The sequence below is a fragment of the Chloracidobacterium sp. genome (assembly GCA_016715795.1).
In the GTDB taxonomy this organism is placed as follows: domain Bacteria; phylum Acidobacteriota; class Blastocatellia; order Pyrinomonadales; family Pyrinomonadaceae; genus OLB17.
The window spans coordinates 620436-636351 of the sequence record JADJXP010000002.1; the positions used below are offsets into that span (position 1 = coordinate 620436).

General features: G+C 56.5%; 13 protein-coding genes. 3 read left to right on the forward strand and 10 right to left on the reverse strand.

All coding sequences use genetic code 11. The features are described from left to right. The first annotated feature begins 27 nt into the window (after positions 1-27). Together IPM59_07860 and IPM59_07865 are read left to right on the forward strand one after the other, a co-directional pair. Positions 28-1710, forward strand: coding sequence for a sodium:solute symporter (locus IPM59_07860; protein ID MBK9215502.1), 1683 nt, complete (start codon positions 28-30; stop codon positions 1708-1710). Between the two features lie 14 nt (positions 1711-1724). After that, positions 1725-4304, forward strand: coding sequence for a PIG-L family deacetylase (locus tag IPM59_07865; protein MBK9215503.1), 2580 nt, complete (start codon positions 1725-1727; stop codon positions 4302-4304). A gap of 69 nt (positions 4305-4373) precedes the next feature. On the opposite strand, the gene IPM59_07870 is transcribed toward IPM59_07865, so the two are convergent. The 5 genes from IPM59_07870 to IPM59_07890 are packed head-to-tail and all read right to left on the reverse strand — an operon-like array spanning position 4374 to position 10055. Next, positions 4374-4874 carry a biotin/lipoyl-binding protein gene (locus IPM59_07870; protein MBK9215504.1) on the reverse strand — a complete coding sequence of 167 codons (501 nt, stop codon included), beginning with the start codon at positions 4872-4874 and terminating at the stop codon, positions 4374-4376. Beyond that, positions 4871-5533 (reverse strand): peroxiredoxin, encoded by a 663-nt coding sequence (locus tag IPM59_07875; GenBank protein MBK9215505.1) that lies wholly within the window; start codon positions 5531-5533, stop codon positions 4871-4873. The genes IPM59_07870 and IPM59_07875 overlap by 4 nt, the downstream gene beginning before the upstream one ends. A 53-nt stretch (positions 5534-5586) precedes the next feature. Further along, the gene (locus IPM59_07880; GenBank protein MBK9215506.1) at positions 5587-6891 is read right to left on the reverse strand and encodes an HlyC/CorC family transporter; all 1305 of its coding nucleotides are present in this window, start codon (positions 6889-6891) and stop codon (positions 5587-5589) included. 24 nt (positions 6892-6915) lie between these two features. Then, positions 6916-9495, reverse strand: a complete 2580-nt coding sequence (locus tag IPM59_07885) for a serine/threonine protein kinase (GenBank protein MBK9215507.1) — start codon at positions 9493-9495, stop codon at positions 6916-6918. After that, positions 9492-10055, reverse strand: coding sequence for a sigma-70 family RNA polymerase sigma factor (locus tag IPM59_07890; protein MBK9215508.1), 564 nt, complete (start codon positions 10053-10055; stop codon positions 9492-9494). The genes IPM59_07885 and IPM59_07890 overlap by 4 nt, the downstream gene beginning before the upstream one ends. Before the next feature lie 123 nt (positions 10056-10178). Between IPM59_07890 and IPM59_07895 the strand changes: the two genes are divergently transcribed. Beyond that, positions 10179-11939, forward strand: a complete 1761-nt coding sequence (locus IPM59_07895) for a PD40 domain-containing protein (GenBank protein MBK9215509.1) — start codon at positions 10179-10181, stop codon at positions 11937-11939. A 48-nt stretch (positions 11940-11987) separates the two neighbouring features. Here IPM59_07895 and zwf read toward each other — a convergent pair whose 3' ends face one another. The 5 genes from zwf to IPM59_07920 form a co-directional block, all read right to left on the reverse strand. Next, the gene (zwf, locus tag IPM59_07900; protein MBK9215510.1) at positions 11988-13487 is read right to left on the reverse strand and encodes a glucose-6-phosphate dehydrogenase; all 1500 of its coding nucleotides are present in this window, start codon (positions 13485-13487) and stop codon (positions 11988-11990) included. 595 nt (positions 13488-14082) lie between these two features. Further along, entirely contained in the window at positions 14083-14532 is a 450-nt protein-coding gene (gene ybeY, locus IPM59_07905; protein ID MBK9215511.1) for an rRNA maturation RNase YbeY, read from the reverse strand. Further along, positions 14533-14745, reverse strand: coding sequence for a type II toxin-antitoxin system HicB family antitoxin (locus tag IPM59_07910; protein MBK9215512.1), 213 nt, complete (start codon positions 14743-14745; stop codon positions 14533-14535). A gap of 7 nt (positions 14746-14752) precedes the next feature. Next, positions 14753-14938: a type II toxin-antitoxin system HicA family toxin gene (locus IPM59_07915; protein ID MBK9215513.1), complete on the reverse strand. Its 186-nt coding sequence runs from the start codon at positions 14936-14938 to the stop codon at positions 14753-14755. Beyond that, positions 14935-15891, reverse strand: coding sequence for a PhoH family protein (locus tag IPM59_07920; GenBank protein MBK9215514.1), 957 nt, complete (start codon positions 15889-15891; stop codon positions 14935-14937). Before IPM59_07920 ends, IPM59_07915 begins: the two co-directional genes overlap by 4 nt. Positions 15892-15916 lie beyond the last annotated feature (25 nt).

Below are 15916 nucleotides of genomic sequence, written 5' to 3' on the forward strand. Positions count from 1 at the left end.
GTGGGCATTTTCATATTGCTTCAGCCGATGAGAACACTCGACTGGGTCATCGTCGTCGCTTATCTTGCCTACGTAATTTGGGACGGCGTCCGAATGACCAAGCACAGCAGGACTAAAGAGGGTTACTTTCTTGCTCATCGATCACTGCCGTGGTGGGCCGTAGGACTGTCGGTAATGGCGACCCAGCTTTCGGCTATCACTCTGGTTGGGACGACGGGCCAGGCGTTCTCGGATGGGATGCGTTTCATACAGTTCTATTATGGCCTGCCGTTCGCGATGATCATCCTCTGCGTGACCGCGGTACCGTTCTTCCATCGAGCGAATGTCTTTACCGCATACGAATATCTTGAAAAGCGTTTTGACGTTAGGGTTCGTTCGTTGACCAGTTTCTTTTTTCTCATCTCTCGCGGCCTAGGCGTGGGAACGATCATATCTGCGCCGTCGATCGTGCTGTCGATAGTATTCGAATGGAACCTAATAGCGACGATCTTTGCGATCGGAATGAGCACGACGATCTATACGGTCTTTGGCGGCGTCCAGGCCGTAACATGGACGGACGTTAAGCAGATGGTAGTGATCTTTGTCGGCCTCGGTGCCTGCTTCGTTGTCATTTTGATGAGCTTTCCGCCCGGCGTTACTCTCGGCGATGGCTTACGTCTGGCGGGTAGTTTAGGCAAACTTAGTATGGTCGATACGACCTTTGATCTTAAGGAGAAATATACTCTTTGGTCCGGCCTGATCGGCGGGCTCTTCCTGATGCTCGGCTACTTTGGAGCGGATCAGAGCCAAGTCCAGAGGTTCCTGACGGCAAGATCAGTTGACGAAGGACGCACGTCGCTCCTGATGAGCGCATTCCTAAAGATACCGATGCAATTCGGGATCCTGCTCATCGGCATTATGGTCTTTGTCTTTTACCAGTTCACCGCGCCGCCTGTGATATTCAATCGTCCAGAGATCATGGCTGCGCAACAGAGTCAGCAGTTTCGCGATATCGAATCACGATACGCGGCGGCGCATGCCGCCAGAAAAGCCGCTGCGATCGATTTTGACTCGACCGAAATGACGTCGCGAGAGAGATACACGTCGGCGGACAAGCAGTTCAACGATACTCGAAAAGAGGCTATCGCGTTCGTCAAAGCGACAAGTAGTCCATCCTTTAACGACATCAACTATGTCTTTCCGACCTTTGTGCTCGATCATATGCCAATCGGCGTCATTGGGCTTCTGATCGCGGCGATCTTTGCCGCCGCGATGTCGTCGATCTCGGCTGAGTTGAATGCGCTCGCCACGGCGACTACGATCGATTTCTACAGACGTCTATACCGTCCTGAGGCGACGGATGCTCACTATGTCGGGGTCGGGCGGCTCAGCACCTTTGTTTGGGGCATATTCGCGTGTGTAGTTGCGGTCTTTGCAACGAATCTCGGTTCACTGATCGAGGTCGTGAACAAATTCGGCTCATTCTTTTACGGTTCGCTGCTTGGCGTATTCGTTTTGGCCTTTGCCGTCCGACGAGCGCGGGCACGCGGGGCGTTCTTTGGACTGCTCTTCGGCATGTCGTCGGTTTGGGTCGCAAGTGTGTATACGAGCATTGAATTCCTATGGTTCAACGTCATTGGCTGTCTTGTGACTGTGATCGCGGGTTATCTGATCAGCTTGACAGTTGGCGATGATGTAAACCGCACAGACGCGCAGGCGCAAAGTGGTTAGATCTGGTTGTCTGTATGATTAAGTTCAGAAATCTCCTTACGGTAATATTTGCTTTCTTCTGTATCTCTGCACCTCTGCGGTTAGCTACACGTGCCCAGGTGCGTCCGGTTTATGATCGCGGGGCTGTCGGACTCGTTCAGATGCTCAAGCGGCTAAACACGAACGCCAGTGCACTGATGATCGGAGCCCACCCTGACGACGAAGACACCGCCTTGCTCTCTTATCTCGCTCGCGGCGAGAACGCTCGGACGGCGTATCTCTCGCTCACTCGCGGCGACGGCGGGCAGAATATCATCGGCCCGGAGCTTGGCGAGGCGTTAGGTTTGATCAGGACCGAGGAACTGCTCCAGGCCCGACGGCTCGATGGCGCTGAGCAGTATTTCACACGGGCATACGATTACGGATTCTCAAAGACGCTCGACGAGGCCAAAGGTAAGTGGGACGAAAAGGCCATCCTCTGTGATGCGGTCCGAGTGATCCGCACGTTTCGCCCGCTCGTTGTTGTCGCGCAGTTCACAGGCACTCCGGCGGACGGTCACGGGCAGCATCAATTCGCGGGCTATATCGCTCCGCTGGCAGTAAAAGCCGCTAACGATGCGTCGCAGTGCGTTGAAGCCGGGCGAGCGTGGCAGGTGCAGAAGATGTACGTTCGTCACGGCTTCAGGGCGACCGGCGAACCGAAACTCAGAGTGAACACTGGCCGCTACGATCCGTTGCTGGGCCGTTCATATTTCGAGATCGCAATGGAGGCACGCAGCCAGCATAAGTCGCAAGAGCAAGGTGTGTTGGAGCTTCGGGGCGATCAGTTTTCCGGGCTGAACCTCGTCGGCAGCGATGCGAAAGAGACCGACATTTTCGAGGGTATCGACACGACCGTAAGCGGTGCCGCTGACCACCTGCCGATATCGGCCGAGGCTCTTGCTGACTATCAATCTGAGCTAGCAGCCGCTCAACGCGAGCTCGACATTCGCTCGACTGACAAAGTGGTGCCGAATCTCCTCCGGGCATATACGATGCTTGAGAACCAGGCCATGCTGATGCGGTCCGAAACCGCTCGGCTGCTGATCGATGCCAAACTCAAACAGCTTGCCGATGCGATCGTCATTGCATCCGGCGTTCAGGTCGATGCGTTGGCCGACGCTGAGACCGTCGTGCCCGGCGAGTCGGTACTCGTGGGAACAAAGGCGTATTCGCCGCATCCGGAATTGGCCAAGGTGAAGCTTATCGCCGTCCATGCTCCGTCGCGTTGGCTGGTCGAGAATGCTGAGGCGCCAAAGACGCAATCGGCAGCATTCGTAACACGTGAGGTCGGCGTGGCGAGCGCATTCTTCCGCGTAACACCTCCGACCGACTGGCCGTCGACACGGCCCTACTGGCTGGCCGATGAACGCACCGGCGATATGTTCGCGTGGACGCAAGACGCCGCATCACACACGCTGCCGATCCAGGCGTCGGAGATGCTGGTCACGACCACGATCGATGTGATGGGCACAGAGATCTCGGTCAGTCGACCGGTCGAGTTTCGCTTCGCCGATGACATCCGCGGCGAGATACGGCGAAATGTCGATGTGGTGCCGCGGGTTTCCGTTGAGATGGGCCAGCCGCTGATGATCGTGGCGTCGTCGGACAAGCCGCAGACGAAGCAGATCGTAATGACCGTTACGAACCATTCAAGACAGCCGGTGAGCGGCCATGTTTCGCTCAATTTCAATATGCCGGTGCATTGGCAATACTCGGCCTCCTCAAAGACCTTTGAGCTAAAACGCACGGGCGAGAAGGCGGCGATAGCGTTTGACGTGACGATCCCGGCGCGCGTGCGTCCGGGCAGTTATCAGATCTTGGGCCAGGCGATGATCGGCGAAGCGTTGGCATCATCGACGATGCGAACCGTCGCCTATCCGCACATCCAGACGCACCGTTTTTATCGCCGGGCGGTCGTCGATGCGAAGGTTATCGACCTAAAGACCGCGCCTAGCAAGGTCGGCTACGTCACCGGCAGCGGCGACCGCGTACTCGAAGCAATCAGGCAGATGGGCTTTTCGGTTGAGATGATCTCGGAGAGTGAACTAGCGAACGGCGATCTTTCTAAATTCGACACCGTCGTTATCGGTATTCGTGCATACCAGGTGCGGCCTGACGTGGTCGCGAATAATCAGCGCCTGCTCGATTACGCTCGCAATGGCGGAACGCTGATCGTGCAGTATCAACTGCCGGGTTACGCTCAGCAGAACCTCACGCCATTCCCCGTCCAGATGGGCCCGCGCGTCACGGATGAGAATGCCGCAATGAAAATTCTCGTGCCCGAACACGCGGTTTTCAACCTTCCAAATAAGATCGGAGCAAGCGACTTCGTTGGCTGGGTGCAGGAGCGGAATCTGTACAATTTCGCTCAGCTTCCGGCCGACTACACCGGCCTGATCGAATCGCACGACGTCGGCGAGCCCGAGAACTCAGGCGGCCTTGCCATCGCAAAACTGGGCAAAGGCAACTATGTCTATTGCAGCCTTTCGATGTTCCGTCAACTGCCCGCCGGAGTGCCGGGAGCGTATCGGCTGTTTGCCAACCTGTTGAGTTTGCCGCGGTCGTTTAAGTGAGCGCTCATCGCTCACCGATGCTTGATAAATTGTCAAAGATCTGGCCGCCCGGTCACTAGGCGGTTCTGGCTACTCGATCACAACCAACACATCGCCCGCGCCGACCGTATCGTCCTCGGCAACGCGGATGTCGACAATGGTGCCGGACTTCGCGGCCTTCATCTCGTTCTGCATCTTCATCGCCTCGACGACCATAACGGCATCGCCTTTTTCGACGGTGTCTCCGACAGAAACATGAAGGCGAACTACCTTGCCCGGCATCGCGGTCCTTATTTCGACCTTACCCGATGTGTCGGCAGCGCCCGTTCCGCCGCCCCGAAGCCGTTTCGGGTCCACGATGGTTACGGCGTGTTCGTGCCCGCGAAGCCGCACATTGAACGTTCCGCCGTCCTCAGCCGTTACCGATGCTTCATGAACGGTATTGCCATTCTTGATCAGATAGACGCCCGGCTCGGGCTGCGAAACGTCTAGCAAATATTCGCGCCCATCAACCACGGTCCGGCAATCGCGACCGTCACGAGTGATCTCGATCTCCTGGCACTCTTCGCCGACGCTTGCCTGAAGTCTCATGCCGCCGTGGAATCGCTGCGATCGACCTTGTTCGGCTGCGGCGTAACGCGCAGGTAAGGCTTCAATGCCTGCCAGCCGGCCGGGAACTTCTCGCGGGCCTCCTCATCCGAGATCGACGGCACGATGATGCAGTCCTGCCCATCGCGCCAGTTCACCGGCGTAGCGACACTATAGTCGGCCGTTAGCTGGAGCGAGTCGATCACGCGGAGTATCTCGTCAAAATTCCTCCCTGTCGAAGCGGGATATGTGATCATCAGCTTGACCTTCTTGTCCGGGCCGATCACATAGACCGAACGGACCGTCAGTGTGTCGCTCGCGTTCGGATGGATCATGTCGTAGAGATCCGATACCTTGCGGTCACTGTCCGCGATCATGGGAAAATTGACCGCCTGCCCCTGAGTCTCCTCGATGTCCTTCTCCCACCCGAGATGCGAATCGAGCGGATCGACACTGAGGCCCATGACCTTTACGTTGCGTTTATCGAATTCGGGCTTGAGCTTCGCTGCCATGCCCAACTCCGTCGTACAGACCGGTGTATAGTCCTTAGGGTGTGAGAATAGCACGCCCCAACTGTCACCCAGCCATTCGTGAAAATTGATCGTTCCCTGCGTCGTCTCAGCCGCAAAATCCGGTGCCTCGTCGCCTAGTCTTATAGCCATAGCCATTACCTCCAGTTGCTTTTTGTAACTATCATAGCAGACATCTGCCTGTGCTATTCATCAGTCGTTTCGCCTTGGTCAGCCGTCCGCTCCAATCTGAGTCGCGTGACCCGCTTCTCGTCAGCCTCCAGGATCTCAACGGACAGGCCCTTTAACTCCAGCTTTTCGCCGACCGCTGGGACGTAGCCCGCCTCTTTTACGACCAGGCCGGCGACGGTCGTATAATCTTCGCCCTCGAGCTTCAGATCGAATAGATCCTCGATCTCATCTATCTCCGTTGCTCCGGGCAATTCACACGAACCGTCATCACGCAATTCAAGCTCAACGATCTCCTCCTTGCTGATGTCCTCATCTTCGATCTCACCGACGATCTCCTCGAGTATGTCCTCGAGCGTGACAAGGCCTGCGACGCCGCCGTATTCGTCGATGACGATGGCGATCTGGACGTGGTTCTGCTGCATCGCTCTGAGCAGGTCGGCGGCGGTTTTTGTCTCCGGCACAAAGAAAGCCTCGCGCTTGATCGACTCGACAGGTTCCTCTTTGCGGCCGGTCGCAAGCGCGGCCAGCAGGTCGCGGACATAGACCATTCCCTCGATGTTGTCGATGCTGTCACGATAGATCGGGAGCCGAGAGTATTTTTCCTCGATCATCACGTCGCGGACATCTTTTATCAGCGTTCCGGCAGCAATGCCGATCATGTTCGTCCGCGGCGTCATGATCTCGCCCGTGAGGGTGTCGCCGAATTCGAGCACCGTCTCGATCAACTCGCGTTCGTCCTCTTCCAGGATCCCTTCGGCCTCGCCGACCTCCATCAACGCCTGAAGATCGTCGTCGTTATCCTCGTCCGCATCTTCGGGCCCGTCAGGGGCTATCGTTGCCTCAAGCTTTTGCCGCGTGCGTTCGCGGCGGCTCATTACGGGATCGATAAAGAGTGAGACCAGCCAATACAGCGGCCGTATCGCCGGAAGCAGAAAGAGCAGCTTGCGTTCAGGATCGTTGATAACGAGAACGCGCGGGACGATCTGTCGCAGCACAACCGTTGCAACCAAGGTGCCGCCAAATGCCGTGACGAGAAGCTCCCATTTCACCGTGATCCGCTCCGCGAGAACCAAGGTCACCAGCACCGTAAACCCGATCAGCAGCACCTGAATAGCCGACGAGATGGCAAACCGAAACCGTGGCCGGTTGTCGAGTATCTCGCGCAGAAAGCTGACGGACCTCTTCTTCCCGGCGAACTCTTCGTCAGACGAGATACGTCTCAGCCCCACGTCAGAGATATGCGAGAAAGCCATATCCACGGTCGCCAGAAATATCATTAGCAACAGCAGGAGCAGGCCGGCAATGATCTCAAGCTGCATAGGCAGGTCTAGGTAATGTTAAGCTCAGTCCCCAAGTTTTGCGAGGAGAGAGGGCATCTCATCAAAGATCATCTCGTCCCACTTGCCTAGGGCATTTCGCTGTTTGAGCGATTCAACGATGCCGATCGCCTTAAGGATGGTGGCCCTCGCATCCCCCTTAAGGCCTAGTTTGATCTCGGTGACGCCAACACTTTTGAGTGATTGAGCATAGTCGCGTTGGGCCACGAGGTTCTTTTCATCGGCGGCCAGTTTCCCAAAGACATCGGCACTTCGTCGGTACGCGGCGAGGGTGGCGGTTAGGTCATTCCGCTGTTTCTCGGCGTCGCCGAACCGTGTGTACAGGGTTCCGAGGTCGTCCAGGTAACCGATGTTTCGCGGCTCTCGCTCGATGAGTTCGAGCAGAGCTCGTTCGGATCTTTTGAGCTGCTCAAATCCAGCTTCGGTCCGCCCGATCAGCGTCAATAGGATGCCCTTGCGCGAGACGGCCTTTGCCAGGTCCTGTTTGGCCTGAGTGTCATACGGGTCTGCGTCCGCGGCTTTTCGCGCGACAGACAGTGCCTTTTCTGCAAAATCAAGCGACACGTCATTCTTGATCGTCTCAAACGTGCTGCTCGCCAGCGAATACACCTCGAATGTCGTCCGACGCACCCTGGTATCGGCTTCCGCCGCCGAAGCCAACCGGTCTGCGAAGCCAACGGCTCTCTCATTCTCGGCCTCGGCGAGGTCCTGCTTGCCATCCCACGACAAGCCGTTGCTGAGGTACGCGGAGGCTAGGGCCTTAAGCCGAAGTGTCTCGAGTCCGTCACCTAGCCCGTCCAGCCGTGCGACGATCTCGCGATACATGGGAATAGCAACGTCATATTGGTTGTTCGTAGCGTACTCGTGCGCGTGATCGATCTCAGTTGCGATAAGCGAAAGCATTAGTCCGACGTCGCTTGACTCCTCAGCGATAAGTGACCGATATATCGCAATGGCAGTCTCGGAATCTCGTAAAGTCGCCCCGACCTCGCGTTGTGCCGAGTGTATCCGAGCCAGCTCACGCGCAGCGGCAGCGAGCCTCATCCGGTTCTCGCGGGTCTGCGGTAGCGTCTGCAGGATCGACCGTGATTTCTCGTATGAAGCGATCGCTCCGACAAAGTCGCTTAGGTTGGGCTTAGTCGGATTGCCCTGAATGTCACCGATCTTTTGATACGCATCGGCGAGTTCGGCCTGGAGTTTTTCGTCCGATCGTGACTCGGCAGCCAGGCTGTCGAGATAACTAAGCCCGCGCGAGACAAGCAGTTCTCGGGCTTCGGTCGATCCGGGGAGCCTGTCGATCTTAGGTGCGATCTCAAACAGCAGCGCGTTCGTCAACTGCCGCACTTCGGCAAATCGACGCTCTGCGCGATCGCGTTCGGCGTTTGCCACGTCAGCCTGCCAGAGGGCAACTGCTAGTCCTGCGACCACTGAAAGTAGAACAACGAGGGTTGCCCCTACGGCGAGTTTGTTTCGGGCGATGAACCGCGACGCGAGATAGCTGAACGTGCTCGGGCGTGCGGCGACCGGCCTGCCGTCGAGGAACCGCTCGATATCGGCCGAAAGTTCGGCGACGGAATCGTAGCGGCGTTCGGGCTCACGCCGCAGGCATTTGAGCACGATGTTGTCGAGGTCGCTTGATAGGCGCTGCGTCTTGCCGCTGATGATTCTCGACGGCGGGTCGGCCTGTGCGCTGTCGGCCGAGCGGGCGATCTCCTCGAATGAACGGCCCTCAAATCGGAAGGGTTTCTCGCGGGTGAGGAGTTCATACAGGACGACGCCGAGTGAGAATTGGTCAGTCGCCGTGGTGATCGATCCGCCCAATATCTGTTCGGGTGACGCGTAGGCGGGCGTGAAGGCACGCATCTCGGTCTGCGTCTTCTCGGCGTCGGCTTCAAACGCCTTTGCGAGGCCAAAATCGAGCAATTTTGGTTCGCCATCCGCTGTGACAAGGAGGTTCGTGGGCTTGATATCGCGATGGACGACAAGGTTGCTGTGAGCGTATGCGATCGCCGAACATACCTTGAGAAACAATGCAAGCTTCTCCTCGATGTTAAGTTGCTGCTGCTCGCAGTAGTCGACGAGAGTCTCGCCCTCAACGTATTCCATCGCGAGGTATGGCTCGCCTCGGTCGCTAACTCCGCCGTCATAAAGGGCCGCTATGTTCGTATGTCTGAGTCCGGCGAGGATCTGCCGCTCACGCCGAAACCGCTCAATGATCGCGCTGTCGGCAAGCGATTGGCGAACGACCTTCAGCGCTACCTGCATCGCGAATTCTCCGTCGTCGCGCTCGGCAAGGAAGACCGTGCCCATTCCGCCGCTGCCGATCTCACGAATGATGCGGTAGTTGCCAAAACGCCGGCCAGCGTGTCCATCCGCCGAGCTCATCAGTCTTGCAGCCAGGTCGATGGCATGCGTCTCGATCACAGGTTCGCCGCTCGCCTCAGCGCCAAGCAGCGACAACACATCATGAAGCAGTCGCTCATCACCGTTGCACTCTTTAGTTAGGAATTCGAGCCGCCGCTCCGCCGGCATTTCGCGGGCGGCGGCGAAGAGGTGCTTCAGCTTTTGCCAGGCTGTATCATTCATTGCGTCTGAGCATTGCCAAGCTCACGCTGAAACCACGCCTTGGCAAACGTCCATTCGCGCCGCACGGTCGTATCGCTGATGCCGAGGACGTATGCGGTCTCTTCGATCGTAAGCCCGCCAAAGAACCGCAGCTCGACTATCTTTGCCTGCCGCGGATCGACCTTTTCGAGGCTCCGCAGTACCTCTTCCAGGGCAAGCAGGTCGATCTGCCGGTTGTCGGGCAGGCTGACGGCCTCGTCGAGAACGAGTTTGTGGACAGTACGCCTGCCCGTTTGCCGCTTGCGCGCGTGATCGATCAGCACGTTTCGCATGACACCGGCGGCGACCGAAAAGAACTGTGCCCGGCTCTGCCATGACACGTTCTTCCAATCTACCAGCCGAATGTAAGCCTCGTGAACAAGCGCCGTCGCCTGCAGCGTGTGGTCCGAGCGTTCATTCTGCATATATGCCCCGGCGAGCCGTCTCAGGTCGTCGTAGACAAGCTCCAACAACCGCTCAGGCGACTCTTCACCGGAACTCACATCATTCAGGACCTGGGTTATCTCGTCGGTGACTTCCACGGTTGACGTTATCTATTATAGGTCTGCCAGCCTAAATCGAGAAAAAAAACCTCGCTGGTCGGGCGCTTTTCGCGGGTTTTCACGCCCTACTAGTTAGAACCCGTAAAAAGGAGGAACCGGCCCATGAGATCGAAGTTACAATTCTTTATCACCGTCAATTGTCTTGTTATGTTGACTGCAACCGGGGTTGCTCTGGCCCAAGGGCCGGGCAAGATCGTCACGGCGATACGTCCCGGCGGGATTTGGGACTTTTATCAATATCAGATAGATGGCGCTGGGCCGACCCGCGTATCCTTCAGTCCGTCGTCCATCAGCTCATTTTCCATGCTCAGCTATGACTTTTCGAGCGATGGCCGACGAGTAGCCTTTGAATTCTTCAACAACATCTATGTGATGCAATCGAACGGCAAAGAGGTGAGGCAACTGACCTTTACGAACAACAATTTTAATGCAGCGATCTCTCGTGACGGCAGCCTGGTCGCGTTTGCCAGTAGCCGAAATAACAACACAGACATCTATCTCATTAACTGGGACGGCTCAAATCTGCGGCGGTTGACGACCAATCAGTTCATTGATCAGCGTCCCTCGTTCTCGCCCGACGGCACCAAGATCGTATTTGACACAAATCGCTTCTCTCAATTCGGCTTGCCGAACCTGATGCTGATCAATACCGACGGTACGAACGAGACTCGTCTGACGACCTTCTTCGAGTTCGGCGGCCGATTCTCGCCTGACGGTTCGACCATCGTTTATCAGGGCCGGACCGAGGCCGGCCAGAACAACTTCAATGAGATCTTCACGCTCAGCGTCGGTCCGGGCGGCACCTCAGGCCAACTGACGAATAATAACGTTCAGGACGAGAATCCGTCATTTTCGCTCGACGGTACAAAGATCGCTTTCGAGCGGTCGGTAATCTCGCCCTCAGGTGCCACGCGCGACCACATTTTCGTTATGAACGCTAACGGTAGCGACGTTCAGCAGGTCACGTTTCCGGACGCTATCAACGAGAATCGCGAGGTCCCGCGGTGGATACCGTCAAACCACCTCGCCGTGCGTGTCCGGACCGCCGACTTTGACGGCGAAGGGAGCTCTGACCTGGCTGTGTTTCGCGGGGCTACGGGAGAATGGTTTCGAAAGGGCAGTTCCGGGGGCGCGTTCACCGGCCAGCCGTGGGGCGTTGCGTCTGACAATCTCGCCCATGCCGACTATGACCGCGATGCCGTGACGGACTACGCCGTATTTAGGGAAGGGGCGTGGTGGATCTTGAACTCCAGCGACGGCAGCGTGCGGTTTGAACAATTCGGTTCGGCCGGCGATATCCCTATGCCCGGCGATTACGATGCTGACGGTCTTGCCGACATCGCGGTCTTCAGGCCCTCGACAGGAACATGGTGGCGTCGGAACAGCTCAAATTCGCAGGTCGTCGGCGTTCAGTTTGGGCAGAACGGTGATGTTCCAATGGCCGGCGATTTTGATGGTGATGCGAAGCGCGACATTGCTGTATTTCGTCCGTCCAACTCTTTTTGGTATTTCCTTCGCAGTAGCGACGGACAGCCAAGTGCCGCCCAGTTTGGTTCTCCCGGCGACGCACCGCTCAACGGTGATTTTAATGGCGACGGCCGCGCTGACCTGGCCGTATTTCGCCCGTCAAACGGAACCTGGTACATAGCCCGTCCGACAGGAGTTCCGTCCCAGAATTTTGACGCGACGCCGTTCGGCATCACGACCGACAAACCAGTGCCAGCCGACTACGATGGCGACGGCAAGACCGATATCGCGGTGTTCCGCGACGGGACGTGGTGGATCCTTCGCAGTTCGACGGCCCAGGTCGTGAGCGAGCAATTCGGCCTGGCAACCGATAGACCAGTCGTTGCTTTGCAATAGATTGTCAAATATCCGAAAAGGAACGGCCCGACTTGTCGTTCGGCCGTTTCAATCTATGATGTTTTTCCACAGCCGTCCGTCGGCGGCGAGCAGGCGGTCTGCCTCCTCGGGGCCCCACGTGCCTGCAGCGTAGTCGGGAAAATCGCGGTCGGGAATTGCGTTCCATACCTCAAGCACGGGATCGACGATCGCCCACGCAGCTTCGACCATGTCGGCACGTTGGAACAAGGTAGCGTCGCCGATCATGCAGTCGTAGAGCAATCTCTCGTAACCGGTCGCGATCTGCTCGCCAAAGTGCTCGGCGTAATCGAAGTCCATATCGACCGGGCCGACATTAACGATCGGCCCCGGGACCTTTGCCCCGAAATGCAGCGTGATGCCCTCATCGGGCTGGATGTGTATGACGAGACGGTTCGTCCTGAGCCTTTCGATGCCTGTCTCGCGAAACAGCATGAAGGGCGCCTTTTTGAATTCGATGATGATGCTTGAATGCCTGCAGGGCATCCGTTTTCCTGTGCGGACGTAGAATGGGACATCGGCCCAACGCCAGTTGTCGATCGAGAGCTTGAGGGCAGCGAAGGTTTCCGTGTTTGAGTGTGGGGCGACTTTTTCCTCGTCTCTATAGGCCTTGACTCGCTCAGTTGAGCCCTTACTTACGTACGGGCTGCTGACACTGATCTCGCCACCGCCATACTGTCCTCTTGCGGTGCGGTTAAAGACCTCTTCGGGCGGGAATGGCTGGATTGCCTGCAGTATCTTGGCCTGTTCGTCGCGTACAGAATCGGCGTCAAAGGACACCGGCGGCTCCATCGCGGTGAGCGTTACGAGCTGCATAATGTGGTTCGGGATCATGTCCCGAAGAGCTCCCGCCGAATCGTAATAGCCGCCACGCTGCTCTACGCCAAGCGTCTCAGCGACCGTGATCTGCACGTGGTCGACAAAGTTCCGGTTCCAGATCGGCTCGAATATCGAGTTGCCAAAGCGGAACACCAAAATGTTCTGCACCGTCTCCTTGCCTAGGTAGTGGTCGATCCTGTAGATCTGCTTCTCCTTGAGTGAGCGGAGCAGGCTCGCATTGAGCTTCTTTGCCGACGCAAGGTCGCGGCCGAATGGCTTCTCATAGATGAACCGCCGCCAGGTGCCGTTTTCCTCTTTACCGAGGCCGTTCTTCACGACCTTTTGCGTCACATTCGCAAACAGGTCCGGCGGCGTCGCCAAATAGAAAAGATAGCTGTCTGGTATCTGATGTTCCGCCGTCACATGGCCCAGCAAGGCTTTCAGATCACCGAACAGCTTCTTATCATCGTCAAAATCGCCGCCGGTATAGTAGGTTCTCTCTGCGAACCAGTTGATGAGCTTTTCATCAACGGCGCCGTCGCGACTCTCCCTGTCGGAACGCGGGCTCCCAGCCCGCCCGTCGATTGCTTCTATTGCGGTGACGCCTGCGTTTGTTTCGGGCGGGCCAGGAGCCCGCGTTCCGACGTCTTGATTCCCGACGAACTCACGCAGATTCGCGATCATCTGTTCGCGATACTCTTCGCTCGTCATCTCCTGCCGCCCGATGCCGACGATGGCAAACTTGTGCGGCAGGAAATCGTCCTTCGCCAGATTATAGAGAGCAGGGAAGAGCTTCCGCTTGGTCAGATCGCCCGTCGCGCCAAAAATGACCATCACGCACGGCTCGGCTTTTTTTGTGTCGGACATTGTCACCATTGTGCCACATACTGTCCCGCGGGAGGGAAATAAATTCGATATCTCATAAGCGCAACAATATCAATAAGTTGCAGTTGAAATTCCCAATATCGGGGCCCAAGTGCCCCGCTGCTGTCCCGCTCGCCAAAGGGACGAATAACTATGTATGTTTTCAATAGCTTACAGCCATTTTTGACGCCCGTCCTGCGATTCTTGAAAAAAAACTTTTCGGGACGCGAATGTTCTGTGTGTCCGCGAAGCGTCCCGCCGGTGACTGGGACAGGTAACCATAAGTGTTTTCAATGAATTACGTCGAATTTTGTCCTTGTCTCGTTGACTTTTTGAAAAAATAAATGCAAGGCTTTAGAATATCTCGCGTCGATGTGAGTGTTGTGACTATGAAACAGCGTATCACAGCACCAACGTTTTGTCAAGGAATTTCTGAATGCGCTTACGCGATATCGAGCGTTTTCCGAAGCCCGATCTCGCGTGCGTCCATCTCACCGTTGTCCGTCTCATGGTCGTAGCCACACAGATGAAGCACTCCGTGGAGGATCAGTTGTTTTATCTCGGTCTCAAGGTCCAGGCCGTTCTCGACGGCTTGCCGTTCGGCCTGTTCGGCTGAGATAACGATATCGCCCAAAAAAGCAGTGGTGAACGGTGAGTGGTGAGTGGTGAGCTCAAGATCGTCCGGCTCGTGCGGAAACGACAACACATCGGTTGTCACGTCCTTGCCGCGAAAGAACTGATTCAACGGCTTCATCCGCCGGTCCGAGACAAAGGCGACGGAGAAGGTCTTGCCTTTCCATTCGTCGCCCGCGGCGGAGAGATCGGCCACGAATGCACGAATAGCGGCTGTGTCGATCTTGACCTTGCGTTGGAGGTTAACGAGGTCGATCACCTAGGCGGGGACCTCGACGTACTGAACGACGGAGTGCGGAAAGGGGATGGGTAGATTGTCTTCTCTTAGCGACTCAATATGAAGCTCGATAGCCTCGTGGATCAGCCCAAGCACTTCCTCCTCCGTTTCTGCAACTGCCACGCAACCAGGCAGATCGGGAACGTAGGCACCGAAGCTGTTATCACCTTTTTCGACAACTACCATGTATTTCATAGAGTTCCTATTTTAGCCCTGCCTGCTTCAAAATGCTATTCAAAGTTCCAGGCGGGATCTCGATGCTCTCTTTACCCGCGAGGGTTACGGTTCCGGGTTTGTCAGGGTGCTTGAACTGGCGATGACTGCCGCGAATTCGCTCCAGCCGCCAGCCATCGCGTTCCAGAATGCGGATCATCTCCTTTACTTTCATTCTGGATGCCCGTCTGTCGAGTGAGTCTGGTACGCCTTGACGATCATCTGGACGAGTTTGTGACGGACGACGTCTTTGTCGGTGAAGTAAACGAAATCGATGCCTTCGAGGTCGGCGAGGACCTTTTCGGCTTCTTTGAGGCCGCTCTTTTGCCCGCGGGGCAGGTCGATCTGAGTTGTGTCGCCCGTGACGACGGCCTTTGAACCAAAGCCGATGCGGGTGAGGAACATCTTCATCTGCTCACTAGACGTGTTCTGGGCCTCGTCTAGGATGATAAAGGCGTCGCTCAACGTGCGGCCGCGCATGAATGCCAGCGGTGCGATCTCGATGATTCGCTTTTCGAGCATCTTTGTGACCTTTTCGCCATCGACGAGATCGAACAGCGCATCATAAAGGGGCCGCAAATATGGATCGACCTTTTCCTGCAGATCGCCCGGCAAAAAGCCAAGACGTTCACCGGCCTCGACTGCCGGACGCGTCAGGATGATGCGGCTTACCTCTTTTTTGAAAAGAGCATCGACGGCCATCGCGACGGCGAGGAAGCTCTTGCCCGTGCCCGCCACGCCGATGCCGAAGACGAGATCGTTTTTCGCTATCGCGTCGAGATACTTGCGTTGATTCGCGGTTTTTGGCGCTACTGTCTTCTTGCCCGACGGGTTGAATCGGGCTTTTTCGAAATGGTCCTTGAGCGAGTAAGCCCGGTCGTCGGCTATCTGTTTGAACGCGTCCTTTAGCTCCTTGTCAGAGAACGTGCTGCCGTTATCAAACAGGTCGCCAAAATCGTTGAGTATCTGCTGAACGGTTTTGATGTCGGTCTCGTTGCCGTCGATCAGCAGTTCGCTGCCGCGCACGCCGATGGTCACGTCGAGAAGTGATTCTAGATACTTGATATTTTGGTCCTGCACGCCAAACAGCGTATTGAGGCCTTGAGATGGTAGTTCCAGCTTTTTCAGAGAGTTCTAATAGGTTGACGCTAGG